The sequence below is a fragment of the Fluviibacter sp. genome (assembly GCF_057744235.1).
The window spans coordinates 155,678-171,544 of the sequence record NZ_JBIJFP010000002.1; the positions used below are offsets into that span (position 1 = coordinate 155,678).

General features: G+C 48.3%; 11 protein-coding genes and 1 tRNA gene. 4 read left to right on the top strand and 8 right to left on the bottom strand.

All coding sequences use genetic code 11. The annotated features are described in order from the left end of the window. Window positions 1-81: 81 nt before the first annotated feature. A complete protein-coding gene (locus tag AC3GOJ_RS02335) occupies window positions 82-465 on the top strand; it encodes a hypothetical protein (RefSeq protein ID WP_488235851.1) in 384 nt (127 codons plus the stop codon). Here the strand turns inward: AC3GOJ_RS02335 and AC3GOJ_RS02340 are convergent. Continuing rightward, entirely contained in the window at window positions 462-1,979 is a 1,518-nt protein-coding gene (locus AC3GOJ_RS02340; protein WP_488235852.1) for a flavin monoamine oxidase family protein, read from the bottom strand. The two genes, AC3GOJ_RS02335 and AC3GOJ_RS02340, sit on opposite strands and share 4 nt — an antisense overlap. Window positions 1,980-2,200: 221 nt before the next feature. Continuing rightward, a complete protein-coding gene (locus AC3GOJ_RS02345; protein WP_488235853.1) occupies window positions 2,201-3,823 on the bottom strand; it encodes a hypothetical protein in 1,623 nt (540 codons plus the stop codon). Between the two features lie 119 nt (window positions 3,824-3,942). Between AC3GOJ_RS02345 and AC3GOJ_RS02350 the strand changes: the two genes are divergently transcribed. Next, window positions 3,943-5,985, top strand: a complete 2,043-nt coding sequence (locus AC3GOJ_RS02350; protein ID WP_488235854.1) for a sensor histidine kinase — start codon at window positions 3,943-3,945, stop codon at window positions 5,983-5,985. Here AC3GOJ_RS02350 and AC3GOJ_RS02355 read toward each other — a convergent pair. From AC3GOJ_RS02355 to AC3GOJ_RS02365, 3 genes are read right to left on the bottom strand one after another with little or no spacing between them, the layout of a single operon-like run. Next, window positions 5,975-6,682 carry a response regulator transcription factor gene (locus AC3GOJ_RS02355; RefSeq protein ID WP_488235855.1) on the bottom strand — a complete coding sequence of 236 codons (708 nt, stop codon included), beginning with the start codon at window positions 6,680-6,682 and terminating at the stop codon, window positions 5,975-5,977. The two genes, AC3GOJ_RS02350 and AC3GOJ_RS02355, sit on opposite strands and share 11 nt — an antisense overlap. Before the next feature lie 28 nt (window positions 6,683-6,710). Continuing rightward, a complete protein-coding gene (locus tag AC3GOJ_RS02360) occupies window positions 6,711-8,948 on the bottom strand; it encodes a hypothetical protein (RefSeq protein ID WP_488235856.1) in 2,238 nt (745 codons plus the stop codon). Window positions 8,949-8,984: 36 nt separating this feature from the next. Continuing rightward, the gene (locus AC3GOJ_RS02365) at window positions 8,985-10,445 is read right to left on the bottom strand and encodes a hypothetical protein (protein WP_488235857.1); all 1,461 of its coding nucleotides are present in this window, start codon (window positions 10,443-10,445) and stop codon (window positions 8,985-8,987) included. Between the two features lie 168 nt (window positions 10,446-10,613). Here AC3GOJ_RS02365 and AC3GOJ_RS02370 point away from each other — a divergent pair, with 168 nt between their 5' ends. Together AC3GOJ_RS02370 and AC3GOJ_RS02375 are read left to right on the top strand one after the other, a co-directional pair. Beyond that, window positions 10,614-11,699 (top strand): outer membrane beta-barrel protein, encoded by a 1,086-nt coding sequence (locus tag AC3GOJ_RS02370; protein ID WP_488235858.1) that lies wholly within the window; start codon window positions 10,614-10,616, stop codon window positions 11,697-11,699. A gap of 21 nt (window positions 11,700-11,720) precedes the next feature. Beyond that, on the top strand, window positions 11,721-12,797 hold the full coding sequence (locus tag AC3GOJ_RS02375; RefSeq protein WP_488235859.1) for a TAXI family TRAP transporter solute-binding subunit: 1,077 nt from the start codon (window positions 11,721-11,723) through the stop codon (window positions 12,795-12,797). A 10-nt stretch (window positions 12,798-12,807) separates the two neighbouring features. On the opposite strand, the gene AC3GOJ_RS02380 is transcribed toward AC3GOJ_RS02375, so the two are convergent. The 3 genes from AC3GOJ_RS02380 to AC3GOJ_RS02390 all read right to left on the bottom strand — a co-directional run bounded on the left by AC3GOJ_RS02380 (window position 12,808) and on the right by AC3GOJ_RS02390 (window position 15,851). Continuing rightward, window positions 12,808-13,848 (bottom strand): ABC transporter substrate binding protein, encoded by a 1,041-nt coding sequence (locus AC3GOJ_RS02380; protein ID WP_488235860.1) that lies wholly within the window; start codon window positions 13,846-13,848, stop codon window positions 12,808-12,810. Further along, a complete protein-coding gene (locus AC3GOJ_RS02385; RefSeq protein WP_488235861.1) occupies window positions 13,848-15,686 on the bottom strand; it encodes an SLC13 family permease in 1,839 nt (612 codons plus the stop codon). Before AC3GOJ_RS02385 ends, AC3GOJ_RS02380 begins: the two co-directional genes overlap by 1 nt. Before the next feature lie 80 nt (window positions 15,687-15,766). Next, window positions 15,767-15,851 (bottom strand) — tRNA-Leu (locus AC3GOJ_RS02390). Between the last annotated feature and the right edge of the window lie 16 nt (window positions 15,852-15,867).

Sequence of the window (15,867 nt, forward strand, 5' to 3'; positions counted from 1 at the left end):
AAACCGCTTCTTACACTTGGCACGATTCTATGTGCACAATTCAGCGCTGCCGGGACGCTCAGTCCCGGCAAACTGGAAGAAATGAGCGCCAAGGCGGATGAGACCCGCCTGCTCTGTAACAACAAGATTCATTTCGACACTTACGCATTTGAAAACTGTGTCAACAGCGCCGCCAAAAAATACAAGCGCGACGACACCAATCGACTTGCAGTCACCTATGCGGGGTTTGCTATTGCATTGAGTAATACGCGCACGGGCATGGCGGGCGCTGAAGACACCGCCAAACATTTTTACTGGCTTTATCGACCGGTTCAGCTCAAATTAGGCATTGATGATATGGCGTTATGCAGCATCATACCGACGGATTGCAAGATACGCGTTGCAGAAACCCGTGAACTCGCCAGACAGCCGCGCCCTCAAAAATCATCTGCTGATTTAAAGCAAGTCGACACGCACGCTCATTAAACGATAAAGCCGTCTCGCTTCGCCAAACGCTTTGCAAGTTGTGAACCTGAATACAAGGCACCTTCCATAAACCCAACAAAACGATAGCAAGTGTGCTCACCCGCAAAGTGCAAATGCTTTCCAATCCCATCAAAGAGTGTCTGACCCTGGGTCGTGATCTGGCCTGGGGCAGGAAATGAGTAGCTAGCCAAGGCCCATGGCTGGCTCGGCCAATCCATGAAGAAAGTTTTGTTTCCAGCCTGGCTTAAGTTCGATCTGAAACCTGGGTACAGTAAATCAAGGTCTGCTAGATAGCGCTCTCTGACTGCTGACTCACCACCATTCGCGAAAACCTGCCGCGCTTGTTCAGACGAATCTCCGCCGTTGAAGCATACAAACACTGGGTTAGTGCTGTCACCCTGACCATCGGTGCCATCCCAAGTCATATTAAAAATACCCTCATTAAGGGCATACTGCTCTTGGCCCCTACTTTGCCAGAATCGGCTGGCCATGGGTGCAAACCACTTGGTGTTTGATCCCATTTGAGGTTTAAGCCCCGCCGGAAGTGCCGGCTGAAAATCGATTTTAGACCACACCGAGGGCGGGACAGCAAGGACGATGTCGTCGAAGTTCAATATTTGCCCATTAGCACAGGTAACGCTCACTTGCGAACTGCTCCAATCAATTTTTGTAACGGGGAGATTGATATGCAGATTTTTAATGCTTTCAGCAAGCTTTGCTGCTAGGGTTTGATTACCACCGACGCAGCGATGCGTTTCGGTGTCGTTCAAATAACTGACAGCACCGCCATGCCCTTTAATGACCGCCAAGATACCAAGGTAACTTTGTTTAGACGCAACTTGTCCATTGTCTGATTCAAAGGTCAGTGTCACGACCTTTTTACAAAGATCGCTACAATTGAGAGCATCCACCCATTGTTTGAGTGTTCGGCTATCTAATGCTGCAGCACCCGGCGTTTTCCATGGCTCATCAGCAACCACTTGCGCAGCATCTATATCGAGCAATTCAATTATTTGGTCGACTTCATCAAGCAATGTCTCTGCTTCAGACTTGGACAGTACTGTCCCGTTAATCCTCACCGGGCTTGCCCATTCCGGGTTATCTGTTAGAGGTCGAAGCTCTAGGTTGAAAATGTCTTTGTATGCCATCCATGTCGGGTGGTTTACGCCAATAAGTTCCGCACCGATCTCGACAACTCGGCCTTTAACAAAATCTGAACTTGAGCGCACTCTGCCACCAACATGATCACTGGCTTCTAGTAACGTCACCTGATAACCAGTCTTCTGCAGCTCATAAGCACACGACAGACCTGCGAACCCCGCCCCAATGACACCAACACGCGGCCCGGTATTAGCCGACGAACTTGAGCTACTACCGCCACCACAAGCAGTTAAGCCCAAAGTCGATATTAGGATTGAACCAGCACCAACCTGTTTGATAAATTTCCGACGGCTAGGGTTTACAGTGTTTTGACCAACAAATCGACGAAGCTGTTGATAGATTGATTGAGTCATGGTTATTCCTAGGTTATGCAGAAGTAGCGATCTAATACGTCCTCAATAAAACTTTTGAGTTCAAATGATCGACTGAGTTTAGTCGGATCTCAGCGTCTAATGTAAATCAAATGTCATAAATTTTGCGGGAGGAATCCTGACAAATGCTGACATTAAACAAAAAAGGGAAGGCCAGTTTTTAAAAAAATGGCCTTCCCCTTCTCGTTCTGAATCGCTAAATACTAGTTAGCATATTTCTTCAACAGATAACCACGAGTCCAGGTCAAGGTTTCTTTCTTTGAGAGGTCATCATTCGGGGCGACACCTTCAAAAATCGCGCCCGTACCGGACGTGAACAAACCACCAGTGCGCCACAGGAAATCCTTCATGTAGGTGGCGTCTGCACAGGAGCGTTGTGTTTGGACACCCTTAGCGGTATTACCCTGGTAACTTGCATTACACAGGTTCGCGTACGCCGCATCAAACTGCGCCTGGGTAAACGTGCTGATGAGCGAGGTTTTACTGACTAACCCTAGCGCATTGGATGCATGGTAGAAACCATCGACACCAATAAACGGTGCGCTACTCTTACCAACGGCCGTTACGAAGCTGGCGTATGAGGCAGGTTTTGCCTGATCCGGGATCGTGCCATAGCTGTTTCGCGGCAGCGCCATCACCGCAGTAGATATACCGTTGTATTTGGTGGTACAGGTGCTTGCATTGAACGACCCCGAGGTGCCTGCACTGAATTTCAGAGGGAAGGCATCCTTTGAGAGCGTGGGCGTCCATTGATTGTTTACTGCATTGGTCACAATTGTGCCGCTGTCCGGGAAGAACGCCGCGTTATAGAATAGTGAGATACCACTGGATTCAGTGTTATTGGTGTCATTCGCCGACGTGCCAAAACAATCCGTGCCGCCGTTATAGCCCGTTCCTGTCTGGTAACCATAGGACCGCATAAACTTACGCATATCATCCCCACCCAAACCCAGGAAGGTCTTGCTATAAACGTTGTAGGTGTAGCCGTTAATCTTGACCGTATACACGTTGTTTTCATCTGCCACTGAGAGCTGAGCCGTTGGGAAGGCGATTTGCATGGATGAACCACCCACTTCAAAATTACCCCGTGTCGTTGGTGAACCCGTCCAGTAAGTCTTGTTTCCGCCAAACGCATTGAAGTACTGATCATTCAGATTGATCCAGGTCCAAAGACCTTCTTCACTGTTACCGTTGATTGTCTTGTACTGTCCGGCGTTGTAGCCCCACTTAGCCACGTAGGTTTTCATGTTGGCATAGAACTGATCAATCTCGGACTGTGTATGCGAGCCACCGTTGTAAAGCGCTTCCGTGCGCATCCCTGCGGTTGCAAACAATTCAACCAGCACCTGCGACTTGGTCAGATTTAAGCCTGGGTTTTTAGCGTTCAGATCGGCAATTGCGGCGTCCAGCTTTTTGAGCTCAGGCTGCAAAACGCATGGGGCCACATCGTTTGGCCCCAAGCCCGTGTACTTAGGCCCGGTTTGACCGGCAGGCGGGTTACAACCCGGCGGCAGTGCATCACCCTTGGTTAACTCAATGACGCCTTCGTTATTCATGAAGTCGTTAATACCGTCATCGTTGGGTACATCCAGCAATTTGTCGCTGTACTTCGCGATAAATTCGATGATCGGATAGCCCCCATTACCGGGGGTCACCTTGAAAAATGACAAACGCGTGCCGCTGCTCCCTGCATCAAAGACAGCGGTATAAACCGGTTGGGTCGTGCTCGTCGTGTTACTGCTGCCACCATCGCCACAGGCAACCAAGGCGGCCGAGAGGATTAGGGCGGAAACAGTCTTTAAAGCAAAGGGGCAGTAGCGGTTCATGTCAACTCCAAAGGCAAGTTTTTTCAGTATAGGACCTGGCCATCACAAAAGCTTCGACAAATTCCGACATTTCAAGCTGTATCCGACACGAATTCGCAGCCTCTTGATAACATCGTTGCATGCGCATTTTTTTCAGAAAACTCTGGGATTATTTAGTACTGACTATCGGGTTGAACCTCCTGATGCTCTTTGCGCTCGCTCCGAGTCACGCTTATGGCATTCAACTCGATGAAATAGCAACACCCATCAACCCGATGCATCACCTCATGGTTCTTGAGGATCCGAATGACCACCTGTCATTTAGCGAGATCGAACAACTGCCCGACAGAGCCTTCAACACGCCTGAGTTCAGATCCGGCTCAGCACTCAACTTTGGTTTTACACAGAGCACATACTGGATCAAGCTGACAGCATCACGGAAGCAAGAATTACCCGCAGAATGGATCATCAAGATCCCTTATCTCGGGCTGGATCAGATTGATTTCTACGCACCCGATAGACCGCCTGTGACAACAGGGTCGACACGTGATATTAAATCGCGCGCCTTGTATCATCGATTTTTTGTGTTTCCTGTCAGTTTTGACACAACGCCTCAAGATTATTACTTTCGGGTTAAATCAACCAACTCGCTGACCGTACCGATAGAAATCTACGAACGGCAGACATTTGTGGAGTCAACTCAAAAAGAGTTGATTGTCCAGTTTTTATACTTCGGTGGTCTGCTCGCCCTTATTATCTACAACGTCCAACTCTATTTCGCGCTACGCGATAAGACCTATCTTTTCTATGGGGTCTTTGGCCTACTGATGGGGCTAGGCATTTTCGCCGGTAACGGCTTTGGACGTATTCTTTTTTGGCCAGAACAACCGCTATGGGATCAAATCTCCATGAGCGTTCTGCTCAGCATCGGTGCCAGTTTCAGTATCCTGTTTGCGCGCAGCTTTTTGAAAACGTCACGATTAACACCGAAAATCGATTTATTTCTTAAACTGCTGATCGCATGCTATCTGACTGTTGGCATCGGTTTAATTACGACACTATGGGATTTTAGCACTACCTACTTTTGGTTTCAAATGCTGATGGTGCTCACTGCCCCATATTTCATATTAATTAGCACAGCAGCTGTTCGCGTTTTAATTCTAGGGCATGAAAGCGCCAAGTTTTACTTAGCGGCTTGGGGCTTCTTGTGTAGCGGCGTTGTTCTTGCCACATTGCGGATTTTGGACTGGGTGCCTACCAACATACTAACCACCTATGCAATTCAAATCGGTCTGGGTTTAGAGATGCTTTTTCTATCTTATGCGCTTGCTTACAGAATCAGAATCGAACGGGCCAAGCGCGAACAGGCTCAAAACGACGCATTGAAAAGTCATCAGTTGATGGTGGATACGCTGACAAAATCTGAAGAAACCCTCGAGCACCAGGTTGCAGAACGAACGACTCAGCTCAAAAACAGTCTCGAAAGTGAAAAGAAGCTCCACGAACAATATGTGCGGTTTGGTGCCATGATTTCTCACGAGTTCAGAAATCCATTGAACAATATTCAGTCTCAAGCGGACCTTCTGGTTCGAGAGCACCGAGTAGGCATTGATCAATTTGACAAGCGCATGAACGTCATCGCTGCAGCTTCTCGTCAACTGGCGTTTCTTTTTGATCGATGGATGCAAACAGACCGGCTGAAGAATGCCCTGGCTCTTCGTAACGTGCAACCGATAGACATTAACATCTGGTTGGAAGATCTTATAGATCGTTACCAGCAATCTACCCTAAACCACGCGTTTGTATTTAACGAATGTGAAGCGAACCCCATCCTAATGGCTGACGAGGCATTGCTACAAATTGCGGTCATTAATCTTCTGGACAATGCCTGCAAGTACGCTACGCACAATAGTCACACAATCATTCGTACGATAATTGATGACAACCTGGTAGGCATTGAAGTCCGTGATCATGGTGAGGGCATCGATCCTTCATTGCACCAAGCCATCTTTCAGGAGTATTTCCGGGTCAACCCGACGCATGCCAAGCGCGGAGCGGGTCTTGGCTTGGCTTTTGTTAAAAGGATTGCTGATCTACACCAGGGCATGATTGAAGTTTCTAGTGCGCTGGGCAGCGGTGCCACATTTACACTGTGGTTACCGAAACAACAGGTTACAAATTAGGGCTGATCGATTTCAAATCAACGTTCAGAACATAGCCAAATCCGTACACTGATTCTAAGGGTAACGCGCCTAGTCCACCTTCGTCGATCTTTTTACGCAGCCTTCTTATAGCAACCTCCAGGCGCCGATAATCATACGACATAGGATCTTTACCAAGGTGACGAACAATATCTGCACGGGAGACAGCCAACCCAGGAGCACCAACAAAACAATTTAGGATCAATTTTTCAGTGCGTGTCAGTGATACCTGATGATTATCCGAGTCTAGTAGCGTCCATTTCACCAAGTCTATGACCCAGGCCTTTGATTGCAAAGGCGAGGCATTTCGTCGCAAACAACGATGGACAATCGCTAGCAGCTCATCATTTTGCACAGGCTTGACAAGATAATAGTCAGCATCCGCTTCCAACCCGGCAACACGATCTTCTAACTGGCCTTCGCAGGTAATGAAGACTACGGGAACTGCGTTTATTTGGCGATGCTTTTTCAAAATACCAAGACCATCACCATCTGGAAGATTTCGATCTAGCAGAAGTAGTGCGTAAGACTCCAGGTCTTCTATCGCGTTATACGCCGCCACAGAACAAACACCCGTTGGACTCAAACCCTCCAAACGAAGAATGTCACACAAGGCTTCACAATAGTCCTGATCGTCTTCAACGATCAGGACTTTTAACCGTTTGTCTTCATGCGACATATTCAAAGGCCAAGAAAAGCCTCATCTTTTACCAGTTTGTTTTTGGTGCATACAATTGCCCACTCAACTCGTAGGCAACTGAGGCGCTGTTGTGGCTCTCTGAATGAGTCATACCATGCCATATGGAACCAGGCCCATCAAATTCTTTGAATGTTACTCTGTAGTCCCCAGTATAAGTGCAGTTCGATGTCATACACATCATTGCTGCTGAAACGCCACCGTAAGAAATGCTGTGGTTCCTCCAGTATGCGACACCCCAGACGTAGCTGAGCGGATCAGAACGCTGGGCCTTTGGTTCAGTATAGAGCACATACATTGAGGTTGGATTTGCCCGGTCAGAGGATGACCAATTGCTTTCCGAAATGCTATAGGGAATATAGCCTGAACCTGGATAAGTCGTTTTTCTGATTTTGTCGTTACCTTCATTCTGCTTGACAACGGTTCCACGTGTAAATGTGCCCGTATATGTTGGCCAGCTTTCTGGTATGTACCACGTGTTGAAATTTTCGAACTCGTGCTCGGCCGCAGTACCGCTGGGACGGTTGCTCGGAATCACCACCCCCAAGAGGTTCGTGACATCATTACCATCTTTCGCGTAGTAATAACGAGACAGTGTTGGCCCACGATTTTGACAACGAACGGTCACATAAGACTTATCCGTGCCATTTTTGATCCACTCCGTCAGGTTTGCTGAACCAGTACCATTTTTACAGTCAATTCTGACCAGATTATCAAGCAACGCTTGCGGCAGGCCTTCCGTGAGCTTAAAGTACCCCTGTTCCGAACCACGAGCAAACCCAGTTTCTAATTTAGCCATATTGGCTTGCAATGCTGGTTTTAGAACGTAGGTGTATTGATCGGCCCAGTTAGATTTAACTTCGTTTCCTGGCTTTTTAATATTTAAAGCAATCCATGAACCTTCCGAAGCCTGGTAAGACTGAATCGTATCTGTAATGTCCTTAAGCATGGTCAGATAGCTGCCATGCGTTGATGTCACAATCATTTTGTAATAACTGATCAGCAGATTGCAATTGGTTCGATTTCTCAGCAAATCCCGTGATGATGAATCGCTACTACCTGCGCATTGGTTGTTCAACGCAGTAACAAAGGTTGTCTTATCCGCATCTCCAATACCCGTGTTCAAGAGTGTCCATTGATCCGCCAACTTTAAAACATCTTGGAGATTCGTGCTTTTTGCAAAAGCTTTTTCAAGCCCGCCCTGTTTCTGCACAACTTCTTTAAGCGACTTTGATGTTGTGGTGTTCACTAATTCAATGTACGCGTTGATGTAGCTGTTACGAAGGGTCTCCTGATGCAGTTTCATTTGCCGAAGGATTGTTCGCGCCTCTGTTGCTGACACGAAATCAATGAGATCATCAATCTTGGCGTCTGTCTTTGCGAGTTGGGCATAGAGCTGATTAATCGAGTCCTGGATCTTATCGAGTCTCTCGGTGGTATCGTCACAAGCATCCTTAATAAGTTCGTTGGCGATACCAAAAACAGGGATAAATCCATCGCCAATCATAAAATCACCGATACCGGATACGATCGTCATGGCGGAGGTGAAGCCAGCCGGGCACTTTCCATCACCTGCCGCGTAAGCAGGACTCACAACGTTCACGTTTGGTAGTGATGCGAGCAGTGTATTAAAGACGCGTGAACCAATCATCGCGTAGAGTTGGCTCTCCAGAACTTCAGAGTTTTCCAAACGTTTATTCAGTGCCGTATAGAACTCATCCGTCGTCAAGCCAGTGCCAGCCATACGATACTGGTAATACATACCGAGCTCTTGAAAGTCATCCGGCAATTGATCCGGGCTGTCATAATTTGTGAAGAAAATTGCCAGTTTTGCAGCCAGCAAATCCGCTGACTGTGGATAACGCTTGCGCAATTGATCAAATACATAAATGCCCATCATGCGACGTGACGTCCGCACATAGGCACGTTCAGTGGGTGCCTCCGTCAGAATATAGGCGCTGACTAAAGTACCGTTTTTGTCGAAAAATAGCAGATCCCCGGGCTTTTCCATATCGGCTTTGAATCTACAGTCTGACGTAGCCGCACACTGAATGGATCTGGAGGATTGCAGCACACCGTCATTCGTCACAATATCGACACGCGCCAAGTCATACGCGCCCAGATTAGTCATCTGGAATTGTGTTTTGCCCTCAGTTGTCGGATTCTGGTTGCTACTACTACCGCTACCGCACGCTGCCAGCAATGCGGCTGCCGTAAACCCAAGAATAAATTTGGTCAGGTTTTTCATAGGAATAATCTTTAGAATAATTAAGGGTAACAATAGTTACTCAACAAATTGCGCGCCGGTTGCGCCATTTGCCGAGAATGTAAATGTCTGGTTCACGGTAGTCAGATTCGCTGAGGACATGACAATATCGATCTGAACTTCAGGGATGGGATCTGAAACACTCCCTCGGTTAACAACCTGACTCAGCTTGGCATCACCTGAAAGCTTATACCCCCATGGTGCTTCAGTCTTTTTGACGACGATACGTAGATCAGGTATCCACTGTCCGCCGAAATCAGGATGGGTTGCACCGTAATCAACAGACAGCTGCAAATCGGTTCGATAGGTTTCCCACGCACCGAAGAAGAAACTCTTGCCAACAAATGAGACAACCGGTGAACGTGATGTCTTGGCAAACTGGTAATTGAGCTCGCTGGAATCAACGGCTGAGAGAATCTTGCTACTCGCCTCCCCTTTGGTTGATTCAACCACCCCCTGGTTATCTTTCATGAATTGCCAGACGGTTTTACCCAACTCAAACACTTTGCCAAGCGTTTCTACCCCTTTATTGACAACATCAATCACCTTACCCGCCGTTTCGTAAGGATCCGTGGCGGGGGCAACCTGTGAAACCAGCCTGCGCTCGCCTAGTGCGTAAAGCAAACGCGGACTCATATCACGCCGCAGAAAGGCGCTGGAAAGTTTGAGGTTGTTGCGTGCGCTCGCCAAAACCGGATTCGGCCGAGCCATGTAATCACGCAGGAAAGGTTCTAATGTTAGCGGAGATACCGAATATTCATTGATGAATTTATGACCACCGCCCTGAACTGCGGATAAGCGTTTCACGAAATCATCCCAGCTATAGCCCAACTTCTGCAGTGTTGATTTGAAGACACTGGCAGGGATTTCGAGATCCGTGAAGAACCTGGCAATTTTGCCATCGATGTCTTTGTCGTCAGGCCAATATTTTTCGACAACACGGAATAGCTCGACATACTCATCTACCGTCAGACCTGACTCTACCTGGCGATTGCACAATTCATCAATCGTCATATCAAAATCATTCAGGCGCTGCACGATCTGTTGTGCCGTCCTGTCGGGCAACTGTCTGTGAATGCTTTGCCAGAAGTCGTGATAGCACGCTTTGTATTTATCGGCAGACACTTCGTTTATTTTTTTAGAAGTGCTTTGTGACGTCAGAATCAGCACATGTGGCAATTTAGCCTCTTCTGTCTGACTCAATGGCTTGTCAGAGAGCGTACCCTGGCTATCAACAACACTATAAACAGTATAGGTTTTAGAGCTGACTTCTACCCCGTCTACTAGCACCGAAGTAACGACCGGTTGACCTGACTGAGGTGTAGATGAGGATGATCCACCACCACATCCAGCCAGCCCGAGAAGTGTTAAAACAAGAATTCCGTTTTTATTTCTGAGGCTTATCATTTCAGACACCATTACAATAATGGTGTTTAGTGTATCGTTTACTCGAATAAAAATTTCGACAAATTCCGACATTTATCATAAAAATTACACATGCTTAATGAGCAGATCCATAGCCCGTCAACCCCATGCACTGGGGTTAAATCGCTCAGACGGTGGTTAGCTCTGGCAGGACTTCTAATTGCATTATCACCCCCCAGCCTCGCTTGGGATAACCCGACCTATGGCGATACGAGCATCAGTATGGGAGATAGTCTCTCCTTTGGTGGTACTGATGTGCATTTTGAGAGTGACGTACTAGGAACCTGGCATTTTAATGCGGCACTGACGGGTTTAGCCGCGACGCAATCCAATGCGCTGTCAGGTGAGCCGCGAAACTATGGCGATGTATCCAATGCACAGGGAGTTATTTCGAAACAAGAGGGTCTGTTTCAGTTTTTTGCGGTTGCCGGGTTCTACTCAATGCCCGACCTCGCCACAAGCTACTTACGATCAGCGACGCAAACCAAAAACACCTGGGGTGCATTACCGATTGCAATCGCAACGATTGCGCCCGATGACAACTGGTCGTTGAACATTGGAAACCTGTTTGCGCTTGGTGGTGCCGAAGGGACTTTTACCTACGAGAACATTAATATTCAACGCGGCCTTTTGTGGGGGCAGACCAATTCTGTGACACGAGGCATGCAGCTCAATTACCAGAAAGATGCCTGGAGTTCATCGATTGCCTGGACTGACGGGGCTTACTCCGGCACATACAACTGGCTTGGTGTTTCATCCGCTTACCAGGTTAGCCCCCAGCTTGCCATGACTGCCATCTGGAATGGCTCCCTCAGTAGCAATGCTTTAAATACGATGGGCACGCCCTTACTTCAAAACAACTCCCAGATCAGCAATCTGCTGCTGTCTTATAAAACCAATTCTTTTGGCATTACACCCTACCTGCAATATACCGTTGTACCAGCTAGACCTGCCATAGGCATCAACGGGGTTTCAAGCTCGCAGGGTGTAGGCATTCTCGCAACATACCGCTTTACCCCGTTCATCGATGGCCAACCCCCCAAAAAAAATTCAACGCTGCCGTTTCGGTTTGAATTTTTGAATACGTCAGGAGATAGCGGGGTTGCGACGAACAATTTACTCTATGGTCCTAACAGCGCCGCCTGGAGCATAACCCTGACGCCAACGTATCAGAACGGTCCTTTCTTTGCCAGACTCGAAGGGTCTTATGTGAGAGCCCAGAACTACACGTATAGCAATGCTTTTGGCCAAACCGGAAACAGCCCATCACAAACACGGGTGATGCTAGAAGCCGGGATTCTTTACTAAATTCAACGGTTGAACGTCAACATGGTTTTAAAGTCGCTCGGCATTTCATCTCGGTCTGCAATCGCGCTGCTGGGTCTAATTCTCGTACCGCTCCTGATTTATCTCAGCAACCCCTACCCCACGGAACCCCTTCGCTTGGCCATTGGCCAAAAAGGGACATCCTATGAGTTCATGGGACATAAGATTGCCGAGTATTTCCGGGCGCACGGTCTAGACATCGAACTCGTTTCTACACACGGGATGGATGAAGGTATTTCGAAGCTGGACGATGACCACGCCAGCATTAACGCGGCATTTATGACTGCAGGTAAACCACCCCCGATCGCCTGGTCTGGTCTATCGTCTCTAGGGAGTGTTCAATATTCACCACTGTGGTTGATCTACCGGGGTGAAGCGCCATCGAATGGTCGGGATCTACTGAACAAACGGATAGCCATAGGGAACGACGGTACAAACACGCAAAGTTTGTTTATGGTCCTGGCCAAGGCGCGCGGTATCCGTGTCGAAGATCAGCCGAACTTTATCAAAACTACCCACGCTGACGCAGTCACCATGCTGGATAAGGGTGAGCTGGATGCGGTATTTATCGCTGACGGTCTTGACTCAGAAAACGTGCAAAGACTGCTAAAAAACCCGAATAACAAAATCATCAGCTTTGACCTGGCGGATGCTTACACGCGCCAGATCCCTTATCTCAACAAACTTGTTGTTCCTCGTGGATCCATTGATCTTGTCAACATCCGACCCAATGAGGATAAGACAATCCTTGCGACCACCACCACGCTTCTCGTCGAAAACGAATTACATCCCCTCATTCAATGGATGCTTTTGAGAGCCATTCGCGAAATTCACAATGAGGGCTCTCATTTTTTTGCGCCTACCGATTTTTTCCCAGCCCGGCTGGATAACACCACCGACTTGAGTCCGATTGCTGCACGTTACTACGATCATGGATTTCCCGCTTTAACGGAGTATTTGCCCTGGTGGTTAGCGATTTATCTGGATCGGATCTGGGTCATTTTGCTCACGGTTGTTGCAATTGTCGTACCTCTCAAAGAAATATGGTCGGCCATCCGCGATCTACGCACTAGAGATTGATGTTTAAGCGTTAGCGCTGATGATCCTGAAGGACCTGGGCAGCGTGCTGACTATATTCAAGATAGATCGTCGGCACAAAAATGCCCCGGGTCTTCAATCGATCAGCGTTTATCGCAACTTGATAATCTTCGTTATTGATGGGGGCAGGCACTCTGTTCTGATTAGGTCCATCAACGATCTTCAAAGCTAACGTCAACGCCTGACGCCCTTCCTGGCTATACGATGGATAAAAGCTAACAGCACCGCCATCTTTCACATAATTACCATCAAGCCCAATGGGAATCGCTTTTGAATTTGCTTCAATCCAGGGAATAAATTGACGACGCTCAACAGATTCAGCGCCGGCGGCGCAATTCTGCTTAAGGCCTATTGTTGGCAGAACAATCAGAACATCCTGCTTGATGGCTGAACGTGCAACGAACTGCTGCCAATCTTCAAAGCAATTCGACAGTAAATGCGTTTCAACTTTAAGCCCCTTGGATACGGCACCGTTTAAAGCATTAAGGCGGTTACGGTTCGTTAGCGTATCGCTCCCAATAACTGCCACCGTGAAACTTTGTAGGTGTTTGGTGTGATCGATAAACTCAAGAATGCCCTCAACGGGGAGGTTACGCTTTATTCCCGTTACGGGTGCATCTGGCTTGTAACCCAAATCGGCTGGATCGGATTCAATCGAGGCATAAACAATTTTGGTTTTAGGGTTGATCTCAGAGATGTGGGTAGCTATCAGCTGATTCGCTTGTTGACCCACAGCAACAATCACATCGGGATTCTGATGACGCACTGCATCGAGCGCTTCCTGCATTTTCCGGCCTTGAGGATCAGGCAGCTGTAAGCCATCAGTCGACATGTAATATTTTGTGAGGGTCACCGGTGTGCGGTTACCTTTTAGCGCTTCAGTCAGACCGATATTGAAGGCAGACACGAGGGGCGATGGCTTACTGTAGGCGTAGAGCACCAAAATTCTGGGCTTGAGCAGAATAAAACCACCCAGAAGCAGGACAAAAACCAGTAGAAAAAATGCTGGCCAGCGGTAATTTCTGAGTGTCATCACGCGAGCCCCAGAAACATCCACCAGGGGATTGAGGCAAACACCACCAAGACTCGGCCCAGATTGGCAAGCATGTTGTATTTCATGAACCCAGTTTCCGAGTACACGTCTTGTGACACGGTTGATTTCACCTGGAGATATACGGAGCTTTGATAGGGGAAAAACCACACGTCACTGAAGACCGCGCAGAGAAATATACACAGCCAAGGGTGAATGCCCTGATGTTCCGCAACAGGCAGAAGAATCACACAAGCCACCAGCATACCGGCCGTGAGCGGCAACGCGAGGCGTATCACCAGTGTCGTGACACATGCAGCAAGAATAAATACCCAGAGTCGCCCACCAACAAAGCCAAATAAGTCTTGTACTGAAGCCGCTAAGGATTGATCCAGCCCCAGATAGGCCATGATCGTCATCAGACTATCAATGCCCAGTAGGAAAAAGATCATCGGCCAATCTGTCTGATTTTTAAAGTCAACTTTCGTAAAAGCACCAAACAATAAAAACAGAACCAATATCAACCCCGCAATAACTGAAGGCTCGACATGATGCACAGAATACGTTGAGCACAACAGGACAAAAGCGGCAAAGCCAAAGGCGGCAACCTTCTCCGCCAGAGACATCGGGCCAAGACACATGAGTTGGGTATCAACCACTTGTCTATCGACAACACGTTCATTGTGAATGGGAAAACACCGACGCACCGCAATGAGATGAAAAAGAGTAATACCCAGCGCGCAAAAAAATGCTGCATACAACCAATAAAATCCGAGAAACTTTTCCTGGATAAAGTCAGGCAAAAATGTGACCGCCGTGATGTTGGCACTTTTGCTGATAGCCAACATGGGTGAAAAAAGCATTGCCCCGCCAAAGGTCGCTGCCATCAGCCCCGTAGCGGCAGGCCCCTGCTTTTCCAGTTTGAGACTGGAAGCCATGTCTTTGTAGATCGGCAACAACAAGGATATGCGGTTATTACCGGAGGGGGTAACAAACGACAGCAGGTAACCCGTCAGCAGCAGCACGAGCTGGTTACTGAACGCGCTGCTCGGTAAGGTTTTGAGCAACAACAGCACGACTCGGTAACTCAACCCGGACTTCATCACCGTGGCTGCAAGGGCGTACACCCCCAGCAAGGTCAACAAACTCGGCGTTGAAAAACCCGACAAGGCCACAGAGGTGGGTGCCAACCCAATAAAAACACAAGCCACCACAGCAATGACCGGCGGTACAAACTCATCAACTATCGAGAACGCCCACATCAGAACGACCGCGCTACCAATCGCCATAAAAATGGCGGCGTAGTCCGTAAAGCCTTTTGACTCTGCCAAAAAATACAACAAAACCGGGACCAATGTCGTCAGCAGCCAACCCAACTTTTCCTTTGCGGAGAGCACCGATTCTGCCTTTGGTTGAGAAGGCTTCCCAAGTTTTAACCGGGTTCCCGAAAAACGTTCAACCAATATCAAACTCGCATGTGTTGCAAAGCCCGGGCTCTGCCCCTTAAGCGCATTTAAGGTGTTCCGATTGATGCAGAAAAGCGTCGATTCCGATAGCGCATTTGCTGTGGTGATGTAGGACTCAAGGTTAACGGCTTCCTCGCCAAAAACACGGCCTTCAATCACACATGCAGTTCCATCTTCAGACACCACCTGCACGTCGCCCGACAACAGTAAATAGCAGGCAGTTGCCACTGTTCCATGGCTAAAGACCGTTTCGCCAGCGGCATAGCTGACGATCTCGGCGGCCCCAGCCAGTTTGGCAAGCTCCGCCGAAGACAAACGCGCAAAAAGCGGGTCTGCCTGCAATACATTGAGAATAGACTGATTCGTGTTAGTCATATGCGTCTCTACGACACCAATCTCGCGCCGCTATGTGAAGTTGCGGCGAGCAGTGCAGACACCATGATATTTGTCAGTATTGGTGCCTCGGGTCGGAATCGAACCGACACTCCTTTCGGAACCGGATTTTGAGTCCGGCGCGTCTACCAGTTCCACCACCGAGGCACGCGAACCGCATTAT

What these genes read in the sequence shown, in the direction of transcription:
- AC3GOJ_RS02335 (WP_488235851.1), top strand. Translation starts at nt 82, where the DNA reads ATGAGCGCCAAGGCGGATGAGACCCGCCTGCTCTGTAACAACAAGATT.
- AC3GOJ_RS02340 (WP_488235852.1), bottom strand. Translation starts at nt 1,979, where the DNA reads ATGACTCAATCAATCTATCAACAGCTTCGTCGATTTGTTGGTCAAAAC.
- AC3GOJ_RS02345 (WP_488235853.1), bottom strand. Translation starts at nt 3,823, where the DNA reads ATGAACCGCTACTGCCCCTTTGCTTTAAAGACTGTTTCCGCCCTAATC.
- AC3GOJ_RS02350 (WP_488235854.1), top strand. Translation starts at nt 3,943, where the DNA reads ATGCGCATTTTTTTCAGAAAACTCTGGGATTATTTAGTACTGACTATC.
- AC3GOJ_RS02355 (WP_488235855.1), bottom strand. Translation starts at nt 6,682, where the DNA reads ATGTCGCATGAAGACAAACGGTTAAAAGTCCTGATCGTTGAAGACGAT.
- AC3GOJ_RS02360 (WP_488235856.1), bottom strand. Translation starts at nt 8,948, where the DNA reads ATGAAAAACCTGACCAAATTTATTCTTGGGTTTACGGCAGCCGCATTG.
- AC3GOJ_RS02365 (WP_488235857.1), bottom strand. Translation starts at nt 10,445, where the DNA reads ATGTCGGAATTTGTCGAAATTTTTATTCGAGTAAACGATACACTAAAC.
- AC3GOJ_RS02370 (WP_488235858.1), top strand. Translation starts at nt 10,614, where the DNA reads ATGGGAGATAGTCTCTCCTTTGGTGGTACTGATGTGCATTTTGAGAGT.
- AC3GOJ_RS02375 (WP_488235859.1), top strand. Translation starts at nt 11,721, where the DNA reads ATGGTTTTAAAGTCGCTCGGCATTTCATCTCGGTCTGCAATCGCGCTG.
- AC3GOJ_RS02380 (WP_488235860.1), bottom strand. Translation starts at nt 13,848, where the DNA reads ATGACACTCAGAAATTACCGCTGGCCAGCATTTTTTCTACTGGTTTTT.
- AC3GOJ_RS02385 (WP_488235861.1), bottom strand. Translation starts at nt 15,686, where the DNA reads ATGACTAACACGAATCAGTCTATTCTCAATGTATTGCAGGCAGACCCG.